The organism is Williamwhitmania sp., from assembly GCA_035529935.1.
GTDB lineage: Bacteria > Bacteroidota > Bacteroidia > Bacteroidales > Williamwhitmaniaceae > Williamwhitmania.
The window spans coordinates 1-20,215 of the sequence record DATKVT010000040.1; the positions used below are offsets into that span (position 1 = coordinate 1).

The 20,215-nt window shown below is 47.0% G+C and carries 19 protein-coding genes; 6 read left to right on the plus strand and 13 right to left on the minus strand.

The genetic code is table 11. From position 1 onward, the window contains the following. A partial coding sequence (locus VMW01_02695; GenBank protein HUW05146.1) for a hypothetical protein occupies positions 1-307 on the minus strand: 307 nt, incomplete at its 3' end. A 27-nt stretch (positions 308-334) separates the two neighbouring features. Continuing rightward, positions 335-2,338: a Glu-tRNA(Gln) amidotransferase subunit GatE gene (gene gatE, locus VMW01_02700; protein HUW05147.1), complete on the minus strand. Its 2,004-nt coding sequence runs from the start codon at positions 2,336-2,338 to the stop codon at positions 335-337. A gap of 299 nt (positions 2,339-2,637) precedes the next feature. Here gatE and VMW01_02705 point away from each other — a divergent pair, with 299 nt between their 5' ends. The 3 genes from VMW01_02705 (at position 2,638) to VMW01_02715 (ending at position 5,297) form a co-directional block, all read left to right on the plus strand. Then, positions 2,638-3,606 carry a tetratricopeptide repeat protein gene (locus VMW01_02705; protein HUW05148.1) on the plus strand — a complete coding sequence of 323 codons (969 nt, stop codon included), beginning with the start codon at positions 2,638-2,640 and terminating at the stop codon, positions 3,604-3,606. A 155-nt stretch (positions 3,607-3,761) separates the two neighbouring features. Continuing rightward, positions 3,762-4,355, plus strand: a complete 594-nt coding sequence (locus VMW01_02710) for a Crp/Fnr family transcriptional regulator (GenBank protein HUW05149.1) — start codon at positions 3,762-3,764, stop codon at positions 4,353-4,355. Positions 4,356-4,427: 72 nt separating this feature from the next. Continuing rightward, the gene (locus VMW01_02715) at positions 4,428-5,297 is read left to right on the plus strand and encodes an SDR family oxidoreductase (protein HUW05150.1); all 870 of its coding nucleotides are present in this window, start codon (positions 4,428-4,430) and stop codon (positions 5,295-5,297) included. Between the two features lie 418 nt (positions 5,298-5,715). On the opposite strand, the gene VMW01_02720 is transcribed toward VMW01_02715, so the two are convergent. The 3 genes from VMW01_02720 to VMW01_02730 all read right to left on the minus strand — a co-directional run bounded on the left by VMW01_02720 (position 5,716) and on the right by VMW01_02730 (position 8,594). Continuing rightward, positions 5,716-6,486, minus strand: coding sequence for a sulfite exporter TauE/SafE family protein (locus tag VMW01_02720; GenBank protein ID HUW05151.1), 771 nt, complete (start codon positions 6,484-6,486; stop codon positions 5,716-5,718). A gap of 31 nt (positions 6,487-6,517) precedes the next feature. Continuing rightward, positions 6,518-6,886: a rhodanese-like domain-containing protein gene (locus VMW01_02725; protein ID HUW05152.1), complete on the minus strand. Its 369-nt coding sequence runs from the start codon at positions 6,884-6,886 to the stop codon at positions 6,518-6,520. A 451-nt stretch (positions 6,887-7,337) separates the two neighbouring features. Beyond that, positions 7,338-8,594 carry an ABC transporter permease gene (locus tag VMW01_02730; GenBank protein HUW05153.1) on the minus strand — a complete coding sequence of 419 codons (1,257 nt, stop codon included), beginning with the start codon at positions 8,592-8,594 and terminating at the stop codon, positions 7,338-7,340. Between the two features lie 294 nt (positions 8,595-8,888). On the opposite strand from VMW01_02730, the gene VMW01_02735 reads away from it, so the two are divergent. Both VMW01_02735 and VMW01_02740 read left to right on the plus strand, forming a co-directional pair. Next, complete coding sequence (locus VMW01_02735) at positions 8,889-10,073, plus strand: DUF1343 domain-containing protein (GenBank protein HUW05154.1); 1,185 nt, start codon at positions 8,889-8,891, stop codon at positions 10,071-10,073. Between the two features lie 88 nt (positions 10,074-10,161). Continuing rightward, the gene (locus VMW01_02740) at positions 10,162-10,587 is read left to right on the plus strand and encodes a UPF0158 family protein (GenBank protein HUW05155.1); all 426 of its coding nucleotides are present in this window, start codon (positions 10,162-10,164) and stop codon (positions 10,585-10,587) included. Between the two features lie 49 nt (positions 10,588-10,636). Here the strand turns inward: VMW01_02740 and VMW01_02745 are convergent, their stop codons facing one another. Then, positions 10,637-12,085 carry an MATE family efflux transporter gene (locus VMW01_02745; protein ID HUW05156.1) on the minus strand — a complete coding sequence of 483 codons (1,449 nt, stop codon included), beginning with the start codon at positions 12,083-12,085 and terminating at the stop codon, positions 10,637-10,639. Between the two features lie 403 nt (positions 12,086-12,488). Further along, a complete protein-coding gene (locus tag VMW01_02750) occupies positions 12,489-13,082 on the minus strand; it encodes a hypothetical protein (protein ID HUW05157.1) in 594 nt (197 codons plus the stop codon). Positions 13,083-13,523: 441 nt separating this feature from the next. Between VMW01_02750 and VMW01_02755 the strand changes: the two genes are divergently transcribed. Beyond that, positions 13,524-13,994: a CYTH domain-containing protein gene (locus tag VMW01_02755; protein ID HUW05158.1), complete on the plus strand. Its 471-nt coding sequence runs from the start codon at positions 13,524-13,526 to the stop codon at positions 13,992-13,994. Positions 13,995-14,042: 48 nt separating this feature from the next. Here the strand turns inward: VMW01_02755 and VMW01_02760 are convergent, their stop codons facing one another. The 6 genes from VMW01_02760 to VMW01_02785 all read right to left on the minus strand — a co-directional run. Beyond that, the gene (locus VMW01_02760) at positions 14,043-14,861 is read right to left on the minus strand and encodes a hypothetical protein (protein HUW05159.1); all 819 of its coding nucleotides are present in this window, start codon (positions 14,859-14,861) and stop codon (positions 14,043-14,045) included. A gap of 161 nt (positions 14,862-15,022) precedes the next feature. After that, entirely contained in the window at positions 15,023-15,673 is a 651-nt protein-coding gene (locus VMW01_02765) for an HAD family phosphatase (protein ID HUW05160.1), read from the minus strand. A 20-nt stretch (positions 15,674-15,693) separates the two neighbouring features. After that, a complete protein-coding gene (locus VMW01_02770) occupies positions 15,694-16,311 on the minus strand; it encodes a TetR/AcrR family transcriptional regulator (protein ID HUW05161.1) in 618 nt (205 codons plus the stop codon). A gap of 214 nt (positions 16,312-16,525) precedes the next feature. Continuing rightward, on the minus strand, positions 16,526-17,044 hold the full coding sequence (locus tag VMW01_02775) for a hypothetical protein (protein ID HUW05162.1): 519 nt from the start codon (positions 17,042-17,044) through the stop codon (positions 16,526-16,528). Between the two features lie 660 nt (positions 17,045-17,704). Next, positions 17,705-18,379, minus strand: a complete 675-nt coding sequence (locus tag VMW01_02780) for a uracil-DNA glycosylase family protein (protein HUW05163.1) — start codon at positions 18,377-18,379, stop codon at positions 17,705-17,707. After that, on the minus strand, positions 18,376-20,215 hold a 1,840-nt coding region (locus tag VMW01_02785; protein ID HUW05164.1), incomplete at its 5' end, for an ATP-binding cassette domain-containing protein. The genes VMW01_02785 and VMW01_02780, both read right to left, overlap by 4 nt.

The following is a 20,215-nucleotide window of genomic DNA, read 5'->3' on the forward strand; positions in this document are numbered from 1 at the left end:
TTCCCAGCAGCTTCACGTTGGGCAGCTCCTTGGAGTAGGGAAACTGCTTCTCGGGAATTTGGTAGTTGGCCTTGGAGTAGCCCACCTCCTTCATAAAGGTTATGGTGCGCACGTCTACGCCAATGTTGTAGCCGGTTTCGAACTTTAGTACGAGGTGAAATTCGTCGTGGGTCTCGGCACGGGGAAGCACCACGCCCCAGTATTTTCCGCGGGTGCTCTCAATCTCCACCTGACCCCAAACGCGGGCGTGGTAGTGCTTTAGTATCTCCAGTGCTTTGCCTCTATATCCTTGAAAATCGTTGTCCATGGTTGTAATGCTGTTTTACCCTAGTGTTTAGTTCAAATGTTGCTGCTTGCTGAGAGCCGTTGCCACCGCCTTTTGCAGCTCGGCCATGGGCATGTTACCAATGGCCTGGTGGCGAAGCTGCCCCATAACCCATTTTTCGGCGGCCACGGGTTGCTTGGTTCGTCCCACGCGGGCATACTCGGTGGCGTAGGCGGTCACCTTTTGGGTGATCGTTTCGGGGGTGCTCCTCTTAAAGCCGATGAGCTGCAGCAGCTCCTCCGGCGACTTGTCGGGATGGCTAAACAGGTTGCGCAGCAGCATGGCGGTGAGCTCCACCTCCAACTTCTGCTCCTTGAGGTATTTCATTAGGTTGAAGAGCTTTTCGGCATCGGCAATTTCGGCCTGCTTAATGGATACCAGGTGCTTGAGCTGCTGGGCAATGAGCAGCGCCACGGTGCGTGGATTGTAGCCCAGCCCGGCAATGCGCTCCACGGTTCCCACTAGGTTGCTCCGCAGCAGGAAGAGGTGGCACGTTTCGGGCACCTTCCACTGCTTCAGCTGGTTTATGCGGAGGTGGAGATCGGTGGGGAGCTTTTTGCGCAGCGCCTCCAGGTGCTCCTCCTCCACGGCAATGGGGGCCGAGTCGGTGTCGGGATACATGCGGTCAGCGCCGGGAAGCACCCGTTCGAATATGGTGGTGCCATCCTCCAACGATTTACGCGTTTCGGGTGGGATGCCTTCAAAGGCCATTTTACATCGTTCCTCAATGGTTTCGAGGGCGGTGGGTATGTCGGCGTCAAGTCCCCAGAAGGCGATGAGGGCATCGTCGTCGGTGGCGCCGAGCACCTGCCGTAGCTTGGCAAAGTTGAAGTGGGGTGCGTTGGAGTCAATCTCCTCGGAGTGCACCATATTGGGCTTTTCGATGCAGGCAATAACCTTGAGCCTGTCGGATATTTCGTTGGCAAAGCACTTGCCGGGCTGGGTGAAGTGCGACAGCGCTCCGGCAAACTGGGGCAGCTTAACGCCTATCAGCTTGAGGGGTTTGTTTTGGGGCACTCCAGCGGGAAAGGTAAAGCCCAGCTCCACGGGGTCGAGCTCCTTCCACTGGGACTTCCAGCCGGAGTGGTTGGGAATGCGGACCAGCAGCTCGTCGCGCAGGTGGAGCAGCGCCCACTGGCGGAACGCCTCGTTGTGCGACAGGACCGGAATCCAGGTGATGTGCGCCACGCCCTTTATCTCCACGCGTGAACCGCCGCGGCAGCTCACGTTCACATCCTGACGGGCGGCACCAATGCCGGTGCGCACCTTGCCGGTGCTGCGGTTTACAAAGCGGATGAAGTTGCAGGCCTCGGCCAGCTCATGGGGGGTAAAGAGCTGCGGGTGGGTCACCGTTTCGATGAGCGGCATGCCCAACCGGTCGGTTTTGTATACTCGGGTGTGTCCAATGTCGGATATTTCGCGGCAGGAGTCCTCCTCAATACTCAGCTGCAGGATGCCCACCCTTTTGCCGGCAATCTGCATCTCGCCATCAATGCCGATGATGGCGGTGCGCTGAAAGCCGGTGGGGATGCTGCCGTCGAGGTATTGCTTGCGGGTGATGTGCACCTCGCCCACCACGTTCAGCTTGCAGAGCAGGCTAATTTCGAGGGCTATCTCCAGCGCCACCTGGTCGATGCGGAAGGGGGGCGTATCGTCAATTTCGTAGGTGCAGGCCGTTTTGTTGTTGATGCGGTAAACAATCTCTTTTCGGGTTTTGAACTCCATGAGCGCGGTGCCGTCGTATACTCCCATTTCGCTAAGGGTGGGGCGCATGTGGCGCACGATTTCGGCGTTGTAGTCGCTGTGCTTTTGGAATATTCCTGCGGGGCAGCGGCAGAATAGCTTGCGCTTGGTGAGGAGCTGCTGGTGCACCTCGAGGCCGGACTTAAAGCCTATTCTTTCGTAGTCGGCGGGGGTGGCTTCGCTGAGCGAAACGTAACCAATTTCGTTTTTTGTTTGGAGATACCGGTGGAGTCCGATTGGGCCCCCGGATTTAGCATTGTGAGTATCCATGGGCAAAACCTAAAAGAAATATCAATTTTCTTGCGAGGATATTAAGGTCCTCGAAAGGTCTTTCAATATAGGAGTTCCGTTTTAGAAATCGTTTGCAGTTTGCCCATTATTTTTGAACAAACGGTGAACAGGTTGAAAGGCAGAGGAGTGGTTGGAGGGGTAAGAGTTAAAAAAGTTGATGGTTTTTAAAGTTTGTGATGAGTTTTAGTATATTTGATTTCCTCTATGCTAAAGGTATGCAGGTTATGAGTAACTTTTTACTTAGCCGATGACCATAATTTATTCTATAATTTCATATGATGAAATGGATTAAGAATATCTATTTTTTCTTCTCAATCGGGCTTTTGTTAGCTGGATTTGTGATTGACATTGTTGACCCTTATAATTACTATAATTGCCGTTTATTTCTGCCCATAGCTTTATTCTTCCTGTTTTTTTTCTTAACAGCGAAGGCAGTAAAGGATGCTTTTTCAAAAGTGTTAAGGACTTGGAATAAGCTATTCTTGTCGACGATGATGGTTCTGATGACGGTGATCATGTTTTTTAAATATGGAAAGTTAGATTATGGTGATTATGCAGGTTTATTCATAATACCTCTATTCTACTTGGCCGTTTATTTTGAATGGTCGACATCGAGGAAGATGAATTTTAAGCATGTTGTCGTAATTATTACATTCTTTATTCTGTCAATCCCTGTTCTTGGCATTAACTATTACCAAGGACCTATAACTTATATTCCAAAATATTGGCTAAATCGATTTCTTATTGAAAGTAGGGAAGAAATAACACTTCCTTATACCTTTTCCAATAGCGATGCAGCAAAACTAAGTCTAAAAGGTGACACGTTAAGGAATTCTGAAAATTACGAAGCAGCCATTAACTATTACAATGCGGCAAAGAAGTTGGAGCCTGGAAATCCAGGTATTTACTTCAACTTATCTGAATGTTACTCATATCTGAATGCGTTGGAGTTGGCAGTTTCAGAATTGGATACGGCCATAATGCTCGATGACCAGTATGCTGGATCGTATAATAATAGAGGTTTACTCTTTTCAAAGCTAGGTCAAAACGAAAAAGCGATGGCCGATTATAAAAAGGCCATCAGTTTGGATTCAACTCATCATTCACTATACTATAATTTAGCAATAACGTATTATCGTAAAGAGCAGTATGATAGTGCTTGCAGCGCATTAAACCATGCAGAGCGAATTGGATACAAAGACAAGACGACTTATTACTATCATATGATTCGAAAACATTGCAGGTAGCTTTTAAAAGTCATAGCCCACGATTTTAACCGTGGGTTGTGAAAAGAGATTTGAAAAATGGAACCGTTTCAACGGTTTACTAACCTTCCTTAAATGCTTTTTTGTAAGTTTGGATGGAACACAATGCCATGCTGTCGCTATCATTTAAACTAGCCATGTTTGAGAAATTTCTATCGCTAATAAACTACTACGTTGCTCTGAATGAGGAGGAAATTGGCTACCTGAGAGATGTTTTGGTAGTGAAGCAACACAAAAAGGGAGAGGTTATTTTTAGCGAGGGGCAGGTTGCCCGAACCATATACTTTGTGCTGGAGGGCTGCGTGAGGCTCTTCTACAACGTGGATGGGGCCGATAAAACGGCATTCTTCTTCACCGAAGGAAAGTTTATTTGTGCCGGTGCCAGCTACACCTTTGGCACTCCTGCCCGTGAGAACTATCAGGCGGTGGAGAATACGGTGCTGGTGCATCTCGATAGGCAAACCATCGACCAGCTGCTGCAGCTGTCGCCAAAGTTTGAGCTTATTGCGCGCATTTCTATCGAGGACGAGCTGATAACTAGCCAGCAGCTCATAGCCTCGTTTATTACGCTATCGCCAGAAGAGCGCTATACCGAGCTGCTGAAAACCAACGGTGACCTGTTTCGAAGGGTTCCGCAGCATTACATCGCCTCATTTTTGGGCATTTCGCAAGAAACATTGAGCCGAATAAAACGGAGAGTTGTTATAAGGGAAGGCAAACGTAAATCTTGACGATGGTCAAGAGTTTTTATTTAGGTCGAGGTTTACTTTGTGGTATAATTTTAACAAGTAAACAGGATGGTTATGAATGGTAAACATGCTTTGGTGGCTGGTGCCACGGGGTATTTGGGCAGATACATTGCTAAGCAGCTGGCTGAGGCGGGGTATACAGAAAGGGTTATAGTCCGCAATAGGCAAAAGGCTGGGTTCGACGCGCAGCACTTCGACGTTGTGGAGGCTCAGGTTACGCAGCCCGCATCGTTGATGGGGGTTATGGATGGAATTGACGTAGTGATAAGCGCGGTTGGAATAACGCGGCAAAAGGATGGGCTCACCTACATGGACGTGGACTACCAAGCAAACAGGAATTTGCTGAACGAGGCTCTGCGTGCGAGCGTTGGTAAGTTTATTTATGTTTCCGCTTTCAATGGCGATAAGCTTCGCAACTTGAAAATTTTTGAGGCTAAGGAGCGATTTGTGGACGAGCTGAAGGCGTCGGGAATAGAGTATACCGTTATGCGCCCCAATGGCTATTTCTCCGACCTGGGCGACTTTCTCACCATGGCCAAGGGTGGAAGGGTTTACCTCTTTGGTAGCGGTAACTTTAGGCTTAACCCCATTCACGGTGCCGATTTGGCCGAGGTGTGCGAGGCAGCTATTACCTCTTCCGAAAAGGAGATGGCTGTTGGTGGTCCCGATATTTTGAGTCAGAACGACATTGCGGTGTTGGCGCTCAGGGCGTGGTCGAAAAAGGTGAAGATTTCCCACCTTCCAGACTGGATTAGGAGGATGATCATATGGTTTATGCGAACCTTCACTTCATCTAAGACCTATGGCCCCATTGAGTTTTTCCTTACCACCATGGCCATGGAGTTTGTTACCCCCACCTATGGAAAGCGCAGGCTGGAGGATTTTTTTGCCGAAAAGGTGGCGGAAGGTAAGGGGCAACAGTAGCGGAGAGCTCTGTTGCTTGCAACAGCATCACATAGCCTACGGTTTCAAACGAGGGAAAAAAGCATTGGTTGAAAAAGAGCCAGGTGTTTAAGAATGGAGTTGTAGCGCAATTTCCTTTTTCCTTTTCCCTTGATAAAAAAGGACCAAAAAATCAAGTCTTGGCTGCTCGCCGACCCTTAACGGCCTCGTGAGCTAAAACGGCGAAACTCGCTTCGCTCAAACAGCCGCCGTTTTAACGCTACTTTCGGCCTAAGGGTCCCCGGCTGCACAGCCTAGAGCGCTGGTCTACGAACTTTCGCCATTGAAAAACATAGCCCACGGTTTTAACCGTGGGTTGTGAAAAGAGATTTGAAAACGGAACCGTTTCAACGGTTTATCCTTATGGTATGAAATCGCTATGGCACCCTTTCTTCCTATACTAAAACACCTTCATCAGGTTTTCGATGAAGATGGCCAGCCCAATGAGCATAATAAATATGGAGAAGATGCGGCGTAACCATACCTGATCGATTCGCTTGGCGTAGTAGGCACCTAGAATTCCTCCAAGGGATCCGCCCGCCACAAAAATTGCGCTAATGGTTAGGTCTATTTCACGCCCCTGAATAAAGTAGCTGGCCATCCCAAATATTCCAAACAGGAAGATGATGAAGAGGGAGGTGGCAATGGCCTCCTTCATCTTGAGCTTCGCACCAAGGAAGAGCGCGGGAACCAGCAGGAACCCGCCGCCAATTCCAAAAAAGCCGCTGGCCAATCCGGTGAGAAATCCGAGGGTCAATATTCTTGTATAGCTAATGGTTGCCGTTGCATCCGATTCGCTTGTCGCCGGCTGTTTCTTTCGGGTCATAAGGAAGCCGATGTAGATCATCAGCAGGGCAAAGGCGAGCAGCAACACGGGCCCCTTTACCTGCTTGTTCACCAGCGCACCGAGGTAGGTGCTCAGCAAACCCGGCGCAGCCATGAGGAAGGCAATCCTGAACTTCACAAGCGATTGGCGCATGTAGCTCACCGAGGAGATGAGTGAGGTAAAGCCTACAGCCACCAGCGAGGTTCCAATGGCCAAATGGATATTTTCGCCCACAACGTAAACCAGCAATGGAACGGCTAGGATGGAACCGCCGCCACCGGTTAATCCCAGTGCGCCTCCCGATAGAAGTCCGCTGAGCAGCGCAAGTAGATGAGCTAATGTCATGGGTTAAGCTGTTTGAGGTGCCAAGGTAAAACTAAATTGCATTTGATGGTAGGGTGTTTTTCACTATCGCATTATCCCAGGTTACCGGAAGCTCCTGCTCCATCCAATCGCGGATGCCACCATCCAGGTTCAAAACGTTACCGAATCCCTGTTCCAGCAAAAATATTGTGATGGTTCGGCTTCTATTGCCACTGTGACATCCAACAATAATCTCCCTGTTTCTAGGGATTTCGTTGAACCTGATAGAAAATTCGCTTTGGGGTATCTGTAGGTGGCCATCCACACCGTAGGCAACCATCTCAATCTCCTCCCACTCGCGAACATCGATGAGGAGGGCACCATTGCTAATTCTTTCTATAGCGACAGCCACGCTAACTCCCTTAATTTCTTGATTCATCATTTCAGCTATTTACGGTAATGCCACTCATTTCTTGAAACAAATTGAATTGACGCTAATAACAAAATGTTGTTGAGTGTAATTTGTCAAGACGAGTGGTTGTTCCTGTTTCGCCTGCAAATGTAAGTGATAATGATGCAGGGTGGTTATCGTAAATTTTTATGATGCATAGCTGGAGGTTATGGGGAGAAATAGTGAATAGTGAGATGTGAAAAGTGAAATGGTGAAAAGTGAAATGGTGAAAAGTTACAAGTTACAAGAAACAAAGTAACAAGTGTAGTGCCTTACATCGCCACAGGTGGTTTTGACAACATAGGCAAACCCATGAGGGTACATTGGTTGGTGAGGTGGATAAACCGTTAAAACGGTTTGGCTTTCCAACGATACTTTTTACCCACGGTTAAAACCGTGGGCTATGAAAGACGGGCAATATGCCTCGCTGAGGTTCCACCACCTACGAGTAACGTAGGGTTTTCTCCGGAGTAATGCGTGAAATGAGCAGCGATGGTATTAGCAGCATTACAAACACTGCGGCAAAGGTGCCGGCATTGAGCATCAGAATGTGGCTGAGCTGCAGGTTAATGGGCACCGACGAGAGGTAGTAGCTGGACTCGTCGAGCTTAATAATGTGGAACTGCTGCTGTAAAAAGCACAGCCCTATACCAATAACGTTGCCCCAGAAAAGTCCCAGCCCGGTGACGTAGGCCGAGTGGTAGAGGAATATTTTTTGAATCATCCAATTTCTGGCACCGAGGGCCTTCAGCACGCCAATCATAAAGGTGCGTTCCAGTATGAAGATGAGTAGCCCCGAAATCATGTTGAAACCCGCCACAAAAAGCATGAGGAAGAGGATCACGGCCACGTTGGTGTCCTGCAGGTTTAGCCAGTCGAAAATTTGGCTATACTTCTCCTTGATGTTGGTTACCTTAATGCCCGATCCATCGGGTAGCACGGTAAAGCCCGCCAAATCCTCCACTCTGTTGGTAATCTCGTCTACGTTGTTGAAATCGGAGGTGGTGAGCTCAATGCCCGAAATTTGGTTACGGCTCCAGCCGTTGAGCGCCTGTATTTGCTTAATGTCGCAGAACACGAAGGTCTTGTCGAACTCGTCGAACTTGGTGTCGTATATGCCCACAATTTTAAAGCGGCGCACGCGGGGAGGCTCCTGCACAAAGTAAAAGTCTACCTTGTCGCCCAGCGACAGCTTTAGCAGGTTGGCAATGGATTTGGAGATGAGTATCTGGTTGGAGGAGGTGCTGTCGGAGAGGTTCAGAACGGTTCCTTCGGTGAGGTTTTTCTTGAAGAAGCTCCAGTCGAAGTCGGTGGAAACGCCCTTGAGCACCACACCCTGAATATCGGTTTTTGTTTTGATGATGCCCGGTTTATAGGCGTATATTTGGGTGTGGGCTATACCTGGAATGGAGGTGAGCTTGGGCACAAAAGCCAGCGTATCGGTAATGGGCCTGGTTTCGTAGGAGGTGTTGGAGTCGTAGTTCTGAATTTGGATATGCCCACCAAATCCAAGCACCTTGTCGGTAATCTGATTTTTGAAGCCGGTAACAATGGCTACGGATACAATCATTACGGCCAAGCTAAGCGCCACGGCTACAATGGAGATGCGGGTTATGGGGCGCGAGACTGCTTTTTTCGCCTCCCTGTCGCGCGAAATGCGACGGGCAACAAACAGCTCTAAGTTGAAGTGCTTTTTCACGCTCTAGTTGGTATTCTTAGTTTCGCACAGCGGTGGCTTAATGCCATTCAGACAGCCTTACCTGCCCCAACCTTGTGCTCCACAAACCTAACATTTTTTTATATTTTTTCCCTGTTTTGGGTCGGAATGGTTTGAAACGGCTGTAAATATGAGTTAAAACGCTAAATTTGAGCTTTTCGTGGTAGCTATTCCAAAAACGGAATAATTCTTTAGCTTTACTAACCGGTTGGTGAGCTAGCGCATGGGCTACATTTTTTTGAAAACGGGCTAGAGTCGAAATTGTGCAATATGGGAATGAAGCCGTTTAGGTTGGTGTGTGTGGCGTTTTTTCTTTGCGTATCCATTGGCATGGCTGCTGCACAGGAGGAGGCAACACCCATTCCCGCCGCTGAGCGCACAGAGTTATACCTGCCCTTGCTCAAGGGAAAGCGCATTGCTGTGGTGGCTAACCATACCTCTTTGATAGGTAGAATCCATTTGGTTGACTCGCTCCTAGCACTGGGGGTAAAAATTGAGCGTATCTTCTGCCCCGAGCATGGATTTCGCGGCATGGACGATGCCGGCGAACCAGTAGCTAGCTATAAGGATTTCCGAACAGGTCTCGACGTAATTTCACTTTATGGACGACGCAAGAAGCCCGATGCCTCTATGCTGCGTGACGTGGATGTGGTGGTGTTCGACCTGCAGGATGTGGGTGTAAGGTTTTACACCTACCTCTCTACCATGCACTATGTGATGGAGTCGTGCGCCGAAAATAACATTCCGCTGATAGTGCTTGACCGCCCAAATCCAAACGGTCGCTACGTTGATGGCCCGGTGCTCGATAGCAGCCTGCGCTCCTTTGTTGGACTGCATCCCATTCCCATTGTGCACGGCATGACGCTGGGTGAGCTGGCCGGTATGATTAATGGGGAGGGGTGGCTGAAGAATCACGAGCAATGTCGGCTAACGGTTATTCCATGTGGTAACTATACCCACCATTCGCTCTACACCCTTCCGGTAAAACCATCACCCAACCTGCCTAACATGCGCAGCGTTTACCTCTATCCATCCACCGGGCTTTTTGAGGGAACTGTATTTAGCGTAGGCCGAGGTACTCCATGGCCATTTCAGGTATTGGGTAATCCGCTTTTTCCCAACCGGGGATTCTGGTTTGTTCCCGTCTCCGTGATTGGGGCTAGCAAGAATCCACCCTTTCGAAACAAGCGGTGCTATGGAATCGACCTTAGGAGCATTCCCGACTCGGAGAGCTTGGTGCGGGCCGACCGGATCAACCTCGACTGGCTTATTGAAGCCTACAGGCAATATCCTCGGAAGGATAGCTTTTTTAACAGTTACTTCGATCTTCTAGCTGGGAATAGAATGTTGCAAAAGCAAATTAAGCAGGGTCTTTCTGCAGGCGATATTCGGGAGACGTGGAAGCCAGAGTTGACAAAGTTTGTGGAGCGAAGGCGGAAGTATTTGCTTTACCCAGAATAACAGAAAGCCATTTGCTTAATGTTTGAGCTGCATTTTCATAGTTACTTTCTTACCTTTGCTTCTGGTAACGACAAATCTTAAACGGATAATGTTGAATGTTCCTGACAATACCAAGCTACATATCGCCCAGGTGCTAACCCTTGGTGAGGTTTGTTTCTACGACAGCCAAAACGCCGAGGTAATTGCGGCTGGTGAGCTGGAGGGTAAACTCAGAGATAGGAAGAGGGTAATGCGAAAGATGGAGGTTACCCAAAACGCCGATCGCTACATTAAGTTTGAACCTCCTGTGGAGGCCGAGAAGTTGGTTATGGTGGAGGCCTTTGCCAAAATGGTGAGAGATCCCAAAGAGCGAGAACATCTTATTTATGCGCTACAGCGCACCAATCCAATGGCCTACTTTCACCACTTTATCAACACCTTTTCCGATGAGCGAAATGCTTGGTTCATCTTCAAAAAGCAACGCTACATAGCATTGGTGGAGGCGAGGTTGATGGAGTATAGCAGAAATATGTAGAAAAGGCTGCCCAGATGACAGCCTTTTCAAGTAGGTAATCCGTTGTTGTTTATACCATTCGCTCCTTCCACTTCCCGCGCCGAAAAATCACCAACGCAATGATGGTCATTATCGCTTCGGCAATGGGGATGGAGTAGAAAACTCCTTGCTCGTGCCAGCCCAGCACTACAGCCAAGAAATAGGCCAACGGAATTTCAATCATCCAGTAGCTTAACAGGTTTATCCACGTTGGAGTGGTGGTGTCACCCGCACCGTTTATGGCGCTTACCATCACCATGCCCAATCCGTAAACAACAAACCCGTAGCTCACTATCCGAAGGCATGCCGAGCCAAATAGCAGAACATCTGGGTCGCTCGTAAACAAACGGATGAATGCGCTTGGAAAAGCGATGAGCAGTAACCCGGCCAGTCCTAGCATCGTCATGTTTACTGCAGCGGTGGCGTAGGTAGCCTTCTCGGCTCTTTCTGCGTCACCTGCGCCAAGGCTTTGCCCTACTAGCGTAGCCGCAGCGTTGCTAATGCCTACTGATGGGAGCAGCACAAATATGATGAGCCGTATGGCAACAGTGTAGCCAGCCAGCGCGCTATTGCCGTAGAGGCTGATTATACGTACCAGCCCAATCCAGCTGGCCGTGGCAATGAGGGTTTGACCAATACCTCCCAGCGACAGCTTTACCAGCTGAGCTATGAGCCTGAAGCGTGGAATGAACTCCTGCAGGTGGACCTTTATGCGCGCCCTTCCGCCCAGCAGCAATCGTAGCTGGTAAACCACCGCAATTCCCCGACCTATGTTCGTTGCAATGGCGGCCCCTTCAATGCCAAGGGCAGGAATAGGACCAAGCCCGAAGATGAGAATGGGGTCAAGCACAATGTTTATCAGGTTGGCAATGGCTAGCACTCGCATACTTATGGCTGCATCACCAGCACTACGAAACGCAGCGTTAATGGTGAAGAGAAGCATGATTACCATGTTCCCACCGAGCATCCAGCGGGTATACCCCCCGTAAAGAGCAATTGTTGTGGCATCGGCGCCCATCAGCTTCAGCAGCTGTGGCGCAAGCAATGCCCCAGGAATACCAATGAGCAGCGATACGGTTAGCGCAGTAATTATGGCCTGCCCAGCTACGTTGGATGCAGCCCCAGTATTTTTCTCCCCAATACGTCGAGCAACCAGCGCAGTGGTGGCAGTGCTTAAACCTATACCGATGGCGTAAACAATGGTGATTATAGATTCGGTAAGCCCAACCGTGGCAACGGCATCGGCTCCCAACTTGGCAACAAAAAAGATGTCGATAATTGCAAATATCGACTCCATGAGCATTTCGAGCACCATGGGTATGGAGAGCAGCATAATGGCTCGCCCAAGGCTGCCGACCGTAAAATCTTGATCAGTTCCAGCAATGGACTCCTTTATCTGCGCGAGGAACCTACCAACTCCTTTTCGGTTGAGGTTCTTTGAAAGGTGAATGGCAATGGTTGCGTATATCGATTTTCTCATCTTTTTCTTCGTTTTCGTTTTCGTAATCGGTTGTTTGAAATCGGGGTGCTAATAACAACATCAACGGTGGTGCTAAAGACCACTCCTTGGTTGGCAGAGGCACATAGAGTGGTGCACTCGGTTGCTGGAAGCATGGCTATACGCATGGCTAAATCCTCCAAAAAGGTTAAAAGGTTAGAAATAAATAGATATTTGTGAAAGTTGACGAAGCATTTAGGCTATAAGTATGCCTAAATATTAGTTTGCATGGTAGAAGCGATAAGACCGAAGGGCCTATGGTTGTTTAGCTTCTAAAGACGGTGACAATGGTTGGCTTCATCGGAGTATGAATATGACACAAAATTAGTAAAAAAGCAGCAAATCAAATGCTTGTTGTTTTAGAATTTTCTCTTTTCAGAAAAAATTACAGTAAGCAAGCTTCATATGGCATGGATATACCAATGGGGTGTTCTTCCCTTAGCGGCTCAATTCGGGCAAGGCTTTCGGCACCCAGCACCGACAGTTTTTGGTGTAAATCTTCAAAGGAATCGAAGTGCTGAGTCTCCTCAAACTTTGCACTATGCCTAACTTCAAACTGATTTATTGCCGCCCAGCTGCGCTCCAACTTTTCTGTTTCGCATCCGTACCACGACCATTGCGAGTTGTAGGCGTGATCAACAATGAGCACTGTTGGGGCAATGGTAAGGGCATGCATAATAGACGTCAAGGGATTCTCCATCTCATGGAGACAAAACTCAAAGAATACAACGTCGGCTCTTTGTGTATAGTGAAGAAAATCCATGATACGAACCTGAAACTTACCCGTGAGGTTTTCTGCCATAAGCTTTGCCGCAAGTATAGGTTCAATAGCGGGGTTGCTATCGATGCCCACAATCTCCTTGGCTGTTCCCGAATAGCCCGTTAGTATTCCACCATCCACTCCAACATGAATAATTCTTTTTCCGTCAAGTGGATAAAAGGCTGTAAGATTATCAATAACTGCTGCCAGATTAATCATGATGTTAATTAGTTTGTGGCTGGACAATATGTTGATGCTATGTAAGCAGAGGAGGTTAAAGCTTGTTTGTTACTCTTTGGTTTGCTGACAGTGAATAATGGTTGTCATGGCTACAGCACACGCAGAACTCCTTTTTATGCACATGCTTTGTAATGTCTTAGTATTGATGTTGTTTAGCGCATAAGGTTTAACGAATGCACTTATATGTAGAACAAAATTTATTTGTTGAAAAAGGGTATGTTTCAAAAGAGAGCCTTAAGGGCGAGTTGCCCATTGGCTATTAAGAACAGAGTTGGCTGTCACTGTTGTACCTGATTCTGCTGGAAAAGCTAAAGTCGATGTTGGTTTCGTTTTTTTTGAGGGAAGAACGAGATTTGATTCACTTGGCGAGTGAAGCGGGTTAGATTTTTCACTATCTTTTCCTAGTGAAAAAATAGATATATGGGATTAGAAATTGAGCGGAAGTTTTTAGTTGATCGCGAAAAGTGGAATCAAGAGGATAAGGGAAAGGGTTGCCTCTACAAGCAAGGTTATATTCTAACCGATCCCGAGAAAACCATCAGGGTAAGGCTTACCGATACCGATGGTTATCTTACAATAAAGGGGATAACCCAGGGCAGCGTGAGGCAGGAATTCGAATACCTTATTCCACCAGAGGAGGCTATGGAGTTGCTTCACAACTTTGCCTCAAACCTCGTGGAGAAGGTTCGCTACAAGGTTCAGCTGGGGGGCAAAACCTGGGAGGTAGACGAGTTTATTGGTGCCAACGAGGGCTTGCTGGTGGCCGAAATCGAGTTGGTATATGAGAATGAGCCATTTGAGCAACCAGTATGGCTTGGCAAGGAGGTTACCAACGATAGTCGATACTACAACTCCAACCTAGCACAGCACCCATTTAGCAGCTGGCGATAAAAAAATCCCCCGGGAAAATTGGGGGATTTGTTTTTACTTAAAAGTGCTTTAGTAGTAAATGTAGGTTCTTTCTGCAATGGCAACGGGTTTTTCATTTTCGTAGAAAGTGGCCTTAGTCCAGTTGCCAATTTTATCATATTCATACTCAATGTTTACGCTTTTCAACTTGTTGTCCTCAGCATTGAAGCGCTCCTGTTTTTTGGAAAAGCCCTTGTTGTTGTAGACAATTTTAAAGCGGCCTTTAAGAGAATCGTTGGCGCTATAGGCATCCACATTGGTTACACAGTGGTTGCTGTTCCAAGTGTATCGATTGCTCTTGGTGAGTTTGCCATGGTTGTCGTACCAAATGGCTTTAATAAACTCCTTATTGGCGTTGTAAACCCAATCTGTTCGGTAGAGCAGTTGATTCGATGTGCCCTTGAAAAACTGGTTTTCGACCATGTTTCCGCGATCATCGTTTTTTATCAGCACTGTCATGGTTGTGCTGTCGCGCACAATCCAGTTGGCCAGGGCAGGGATTCCATTTTCAAGAGTGATAACCCAACTTCCAATAAGGATACCATTGTTGTCGGTGTAATCACTTTTTTGCACTTGTCCGTTTTTGTCAAATTGAACGTCGAAATCATCGGTCCATCCAAGATTAATTCGGTCGGTAGGGGAGATAAGCTTGCCCTTTACAAGTTTACCATCAACAATTGAAGCCCAAAAATTTTGCTCCTTTACTAGCTTAACCTTTCCGTTCAACTGTTCGGGCATAAAGTAGTAAGGGGTCCACCAGCCAAGTACCGTATTCCCTGCAGGGTTGGGCTTCTTGCAGCCTGCAAGCAACATGGCTGTGCAGATAAGTAATAGGGTAATTTGTTTCATGGTAATTACATTTATGGTGAAAAACGGGGAATTCTTTCACACCGTGTCTTGCTACGGTAAAGTTAAGGGAAGAAAGGGCCGAAGTCAAGTTTTATTTATTGGCAACTGCATGGGATGGCCTATAACCATGCGACTGATTAGAAACCTGGGTTCAAAAAAAATTAGAATAGGCCAAGATCAACCTGCTTAAACGAGGAGATTGAATCAACTGCCACTATAGGGTTGTCAAGAGTAAGTGAGTCAACGTGGAAAATTTTTCCTGCACCTGCAGCCCTTGCTGCTTCAATGCCTGCGCGGGAATCCTCGGCTATGGCGCAGTCAATAGGAGTGAGTTTCAGCCGGCGTGCTGCCTCAAGGAATAGGTCAGGGCTGGGCTTGCTACGGAAGGTCCCGTTGTCGAATACAATAGCACTGGGTTGGAACCAGCGGTAAAGGTTAAACTTTTCGATGTAATAGCTCACGTTCACTTCGGGAGATGCAGTGGCAATGGCGCACCTCACACCTTTATTTTTAAGACTGTTGAGCAGACACTCGGCACCGGCAGCAAGCCCAATTCCTGAATCGGAACAGATATCACGGTAAATGGCCTCCTTCTCGTCTGCCAGCAAGGCTATCTCTTCCATCGGAAGTGGCTTTTCGAATATTGCCTCTAGGATGTCCTTGTTCATCTTGCCGTGAATCACGTGGCTCTTCTCCTCGTCCGATAGCATAAAGCCATGCTTTTCCAGAAAAATGTCCCATGCCCTATTGTGCAGGACGGTGTCCCACAGCAGCGTTCCGTTGAAGTCGAAAATAAATCCTTTTAAGGCCATTGTATATGAATACGGTTGAACTAACTCTTTTCAATGCCAAAAAGCAGCTGAAGAATTACCTTTTTCTGCTGCATCATAAACTTTCGGTAACCACTCTCATCAATCTTGGCAATTTTCTTAATTATTGGCTTTGCAAGCAGCGGATAGGAGCAAAGCGACATCAGGCATACGATGAACTGGTCGGACGACATGGAGGTAATTCTTCCCTCCGCTATCTCCTTTTCGAGTTCCTGTTTTAAGTTGTGGCGCATCTTCCTTTCAGCCTCCTTGGTGGTTAAGGCAAATTCGTAGTTTGGTGTCCTATTTATCTCCGAAATAATGAATGCTTCAACGTAGGGATACTCCAAATTGGCGTCGATAAAGAGGTCGAGGAATTGCTCAATCTTTTCCCTAAATGGAAGTTTGGTGACAAAAACCTGTTGAAGTTTATTACCTAAGATTTCCATAGCCTCGTTCAGTACTACTCGAAATAAATTCTCCCTGCTGCGAAAGTAGTAATGGATGAGTGCTCTATTGATTCCTGCAGCCGTGGCAATGTCCTGAGTGGTAGCGTGAAAGTTACCCTCAGCAAAGAAGATGGTTCTAGCAGTTTGCTTAATTAGCTCCTCAGTTCCGGTATCCTTTATCTTTTTTTTCATAGTCGCAAAATGGCATGTTTAGCAGAAGCAACATTTCTTGACAATATTGTTAAACTTTGGCAACTCGCCAACTCTTTTTCTCAAAATTTCATCTATGGATGCTTTTATCTTGATTTGTGGTGATAATGGGTAGTATATTTAGAAAATGGCTGCACCATTGCTAATCTATGCGATTGTTGCAGTGCAGCCAAATGCTAGTTCTCTGAGCTATATTTTACCTTCGCGCCATTACCTTTTCCGGCACCTTAATATGCTTGTTTATTTGCCTTTGCCATTCCATTGCTTTATCGTTCATGGGGTAAGCCTCGAACGGGTTGTCGTGGTTTACGTCGAAAAAGTTCACCAATATCTCCTCTTGAGGGGTAAGGTTATTGGTAAGAATAAGGTCAACCTTGAGAATAGTTTCCTCATGACTGTGCGGAAGTTCATTGTTTTTCTCCGTTTTGCATGCTACGCGACAACTTGAAACCTCTGTTAGATTAACAGTTTTTGATTTTTGATTTTCAACCTGATTGTTTACAAAAAGTAAGACTTTAGCAACAGGATCAATACCTATAATCTTATGCTTAAACACTTCTGGATCTGTAATAATCAGCTGATGGGTTATGCACTGCTCCTTAAACGCTCTCTTCAGCCGTTTTTCCTTAATGGAGATAATGGAAGAGATGAGCATGATTGGAACTAGAACGAGGGAAACTATAATGATGCCGATAATCAATACTGAAGTATCCATGTTTAATGTGGTGTTGGTGATATATTTTTTAAGTCCTATAGCTTGTTGATCAACTCTAGCTGATTTCGTCTTTGCGAAAGCAGGTGCTTGAATCTTGCCGAAAAGTTTGATTCTGGCTGTGGCTAATTGGCAAATCGAATAGCTTCCGATAAGCCGAGTTGTACTCTGTTATAAACTAGCCGCTAGAGTTGTTTGCAATTAAAAAGGATATCACCAAAACTCATGGAAAGGGAAGAGGACGAATGCTACAGATTGGCATCGATTATCGTCCTGTGTTACGAATGTAGCGTTAAAGTTGGTAACGGTTTGTTTGAGGAGAGACCTTTGGATGGCTGCCAACGTCCATTGAGGGCCACTGTCCTCACATACGGTGGATTCACCGTTCGCGGTGAACCCGACAGGTTGAATAAATTGGTTTGCAAGAAAATCGGAAGTCGCTGAGAAGATGGTGATTCCCTTTAGCCTGGAGGTTAATTCTTGTCCATGAGCATTTCGGGGGGCAATAATATATAGGCAACCCCATACGAGAAGGGGAATGCAAAGTAATTTAATAATATGCGACGATCTGCTCATTTAATCTTTTTAAGCCGCGCTGTTAACTTACCGCTAGTAACATCTTAATTAGTCAAAAGTTAGCCAATAGGCCACAATTATAATCGATTATTTTGCAACTTGTAATGCTGTTAAATAGGAATCCACAAACTCCTCCTTTTTTTTCAACTTATACTGCATAATAAATCGTGGGTGAGGCAGTGGAATTACCTGTTTAAAAAAATTGTGCTCTGCATTGAGCTTTTCAAAAAATTTGAAATTCTTTCCCTCCCCAAGGCAGTAGCAGGTTTTGATACTTACACCTAGAGCAATTTGTGCTCTAATATTCTCCTCAATGTAGGGAATCAGCGCTTTTTGTAAGTCTGGTATGTCGTAGTAGTTGAGGTTTTTTCCATCTTTGGTAAAGCCTAGAGGACAGATGGAGTTGAAGTAGTATTGGCTGTAAAATTGCTGCAATCCACCAAAGGCTTTTATCATGTCGTAGATGAAGAGCGATGAAAGTTCAGGCCTTTGTGGCATGCTGTTGGGAATTTCACATTCCTGCGCTAGCCTTATGGGGTCGGTGAACGGAATGCCTGTAGTGCCACCACCTAGGCGCCCAGGGTTAATTCCAAGAATCAGGATGCGCGGGTTGTCATCGTTGTAGTACTTGGAGTAAAATTGATTTACAATCTCTTGAACATCCTTATTTTCAAAGGGGTTCATTGTTTTGATTCCACCCGGAAGCCCAACAGGCCTGACGAGAGAGTGGTTGAATTGGATAACTTTTGCGGCGAAGGTCATCGATTTAGGGTTTTGAAGAGGAACGGTAAACCGCAGAAAGATATAGATTTATTTGATTGATTTGCTCTTTGAAGAATTATTAAGTGGCTGGCAGTGTTCACCAATGATGGGTTTTGATCGGCTGTTATTATTGTGTGTCCCGCCCATAAAAGCTTTTCAAATACCTGTCGGAGGTCAGCAATATTTTTTGGATGAAGGCCGATGGTTGGCTCGTCGAATACAAAGAGGGCCTTGCCTTTAACTTGCACCATTGCCGACGCTAAATGCAGCCGTTGTTGTTCGCCAGTGCTTAAGCTCCTAAAGGTTTGTCTAAGCCGTAAATAGCCAATGCCCATCTGGATGGCTGGCTGCAATGCTTTTGCGGCAGATGGTTCGTGGGAAAGCCTTGAATGTGCCTCCTCAACGCTCATTTCTAACCACTGTGCAATGTTGAAACTTAACCAGTAATAATTTAGTGCTTCAGCCGTAAAACCAGTGCCATTGCAACTTTCGCAGAGTTCCTGATAATCGGGCATAAGGTCGAGGGCAACGCGTTGAACGCCAGTTCCAGCACACGCCTCGCAACGGCCACCGCTCGAATGAGTGCCGAAGAAGCTGGGAGTGAGTTGCGATTTTCTTGCTTCCTCGGTAAGGGACAGCTGTTTGCGCACAATGGTGGAAATTCCCAGCTGGGTTGAAACGGTTGAGTAGGACGAGCTACCACCCATCACCTCATTTACGTGGACAACCATCATTGGAAAGGGGAGGGAGATTGATCTGCATCCAACTGGTTTGTGTTGGGCAACCGATTCACCAATCGCCTTTAGTAGCAAGGTGCTTTTTCCGCTACCTGTAGGTCCTGTGATAGCAGTGAACCCATTAGCTGGTATTGTTATTTTATCGCCGTTGAGGTCTATAATTACAATTTCGCCTTGCTTTGGGTGAGGTTTCGAATTGTCAGAGAAGTAGCTGCTTCCTGAAAAAACTAATCCCGTTGCGGTGCTTCGGTTAGCTGCCAGTTGCTCAGGTTTTTCGTCGAAAACAATAGTTCCTCCTTTTTCTCCGGCATCCGGACCCAGCTCCACAATTCGATTGGCTGAGGCTAACCCCGCTGGGCTATGATCTATCAGCACAACAGTATTTCCCTTTATAGTCAGTTCCGATAGTAAATTTTTGATGCGTATCGCCTCTGTGGCGTCGAGTCCGGCAAATGGTTCATCGAGGATATAGGTGATTCCTGCTAGGTCGACACCTGCAATGCCCAGCAGCCGAAGTTTTTGCTGTTCCCCTGTGGAAAGTGTGTGTGATTCTCTGTTAATTGAAAGATGAGCAATGCCCAGCTGGGTTAGCATTTTAAGCTTATGCTGGAGTTGGTTGCAAAGCATGGCTGCCGCAGCTGTCCCTGCTTTCGCCGTAATTGCCGATTCAATTTTGGGCAACAGAACGAGCAGCTCCTCTCCATTATTCTGCGACATCTCGGCAATGTCCATGCCCAGAAGTTTATAAGACAACGCACTGCTATTAAGTCGTTTTCCACCACACTGAGAACAGGTCACCCGTTCCATTGCCTCCTCAAAACCAGCACCTCTTGTGGTTAAATGGTGAATGGAGTATTCTTCGTTTACTATAGCCACAAGGCCATCCCATTTGCCGGAAAAGTTGAAACTGCCCTCCCTTTTGCCCCGTTTGTAATTCCATTCCACCTCCCAAACCTTGCTTCCAGCTCCTTCAAGAGCAATTTTTTTTGCTTTTGGGGAAAGGGTATTCCATGGCTGAAAAAAGTCTACACCCTCTAACTTTCCAATGGTGGCGAGCGTGGCCATCTGTTTACCGTAAGGGTCGCCAAGCAACTTGGCC

Coding starts and splice junctions, on each gene's coding strand:
- gatE (HUW05147.1), bottom strand. CDS start 2,338: ATGGATACTCACAATGCTAAATCCGGGGGCCCAATCGGACTCCACCGG.
- VMW01_02705 (HUW05148.1), top strand. CDS start 2,638: ATGAAATGGATTAAGAATATCTATTTTTTCTTCTCAATCGGGCTTTTG.
- VMW01_02710 (HUW05149.1), top strand. CDS start 3,762: ATGTTTGAGAAATTTCTATCGCTAATAAACTACTACGTTGCTCTGAAT.
- VMW01_02715 (HUW05150.1), top strand. CDS start 4,428: ATGAATGGTAAACATGCTTTGGTGGCTGGTGCCACGGGGTATTTGGGC.
- VMW01_02720 (HUW05151.1), bottom strand. CDS start 6,486: ATGACATTAGCTCATCTACTTGCGCTGCTCAGCGGACTTCTATCGGGA.
- VMW01_02725 (HUW05152.1), bottom strand. CDS start 6,886: ATGATGAATCAAGAAATTAAGGGAGTTAGCGTGGCTGTCGCTATAGAA.
- VMW01_02735 (HUW05154.1), top strand. CDS start 8,889: ATGAAGCCGTTTAGGTTGGTGTGTGTGGCGTTTTTTCTTTGCGTATCC.
- VMW01_02740 (HUW05155.1), top strand. CDS start 10,162: ATGTTGAATGTTCCTGACAATACCAAGCTACATATCGCCCAGGTGCTA.
- VMW01_02745 (HUW05156.1), bottom strand. CDS start 12,085: ATGAGAAAATCGATATACGCAACCATTGCCATTCACCTTTCAAAGAAC.
- VMW01_02750 (HUW05157.1), bottom strand. CDS start 13,082: ATGATTAATCTGGCAGCAGTTATTGATAATCTTACAGCCTTTTATCCA.
- VMW01_02755 (HUW05158.1), top strand. CDS start 13,524: ATGGGATTAGAAATTGAGCGGAAGTTTTTAGTTGATCGCGAAAAGTGG.
- VMW01_02760 (HUW05159.1), bottom strand. CDS start 14,861: ATGAAACAAATTACCCTATTACTTATCTGCACAGCCATGTTGCTTGCA.
- VMW01_02765 (HUW05160.1), bottom strand. CDS start 15,673: ATGGCCTTAAAAGGATTTATTTTCGACTTCAACGGAACGCTGCTGTGG.
- VMW01_02770 (HUW05161.1), bottom strand. CDS start 16,311: ATGAAAAAAAAGATAAAGGATACCGGAACTGAGGAGCTAATTAAGCAA.
- VMW01_02775 (HUW05162.1), bottom strand. CDS start 17,044: ATGGATACTTCAGTATTGATTATCGGCATCATTATAGTTTCCCTCGTT.
- VMW01_02780 (HUW05163.1), bottom strand. CDS start 18,379: ATGACCTTCGCCGCAAAAGTTATCCAATTCAACCACTCTCTCGTCAGG.